We start from the raw sequence: 927 nt of genomic DNA on the forward strand, positions 1-927 counted from the left end.
TTCCATTACGGCAGGTTAAACATGGGGTTATGAGTCTCCCACCATGATCGGGGAAGACCCATAAAAATACAGTAATAAAAAACAGTATGCTAGTAAGATTAACGCGCTGTGGGCCCATCTCCGGTATCAGCAGCAATCAACATCACCAGTTTGAATTCCTGATGCAATGCCGGATGAAAAGTCTGCTGCTGATAAGTGATCTCCTGACTTGTGGTGGCGTGATGAAAGCGCCGCTCGCCGCCTTCGCGCGCCATCAGCGCTTGTTGTGTCCACCAGCGTTCGAACTCACGACTATCCCGACATAATTGCATGACCAGCTCGCGCATCATCTCATGGGAATAATGGCTCGATTCGGCACGAAACTCCGCCACCACACGGCGAGCGCGCTCGGGCCAATCCATCACCAGTTGCTTTGCCAGCGGGTGAACAAACATGAAGCGCAGCAGGTTAGGTTGAGGATCCTCACCTAACCAGCCACGAAACAGCGCCTGTGCCTGCGCATTCCAATCCAGCACATTCTACACACCATCCAGCAGATAAGCCGGACAATCCATATACCGTAACGCCGCTGTCACCTGTGCGCCCAAAGGCAAAGCCTCTGGCTGCTTATCCGGATCTTTAACATTCGCCAGGTTAAACAAATATTCACGCGCTACGGGTGCAAGCTGTAGCGCTTGCGCCAACCGTGACAGCGCGGCAGGAGAGACGGAGACCTCACGCCCCTGTTCTATCCAGGTGTACCAGGTGGTACTGATACGGCTCAATTGCGCTAACTCTTCACGGCGCAAACCGCTGGTACGTCGCCGCCCCGCAGCGGGTAGCCCGACTATCTTCGGGGCGAGCATTTCACGCTGTGCACGCAAAAAATCTATGGTCACCCCCGTTTTTGCAACACTGATTTTCGATTGATGTTGGGCTTGCTTAAAT

General features: G+C 53.5%; 1 pseudogene. It reads right to left on the reverse strand.

The annotated features are described in order from the left end of the window. Positions 1-98: 98 nt before the first annotated feature. Positions 99-899 (reverse strand): annotated as a pseudogene (locus tag CS369_RS14790) (helix-turn-helix transcriptional regulator). Positions 900-927 lie beyond the last annotated feature (28 nt).

This window comes from Candidatus Symbiopectobacterium sp. 'North America' (genome assembly GCF_015762685.1).
Taxonomy (GTDB): Bacteria; Pseudomonadota; Gammaproteobacteria; order Enterobacterales; family Enterobacteriaceae; genus Symbiopectobacterium.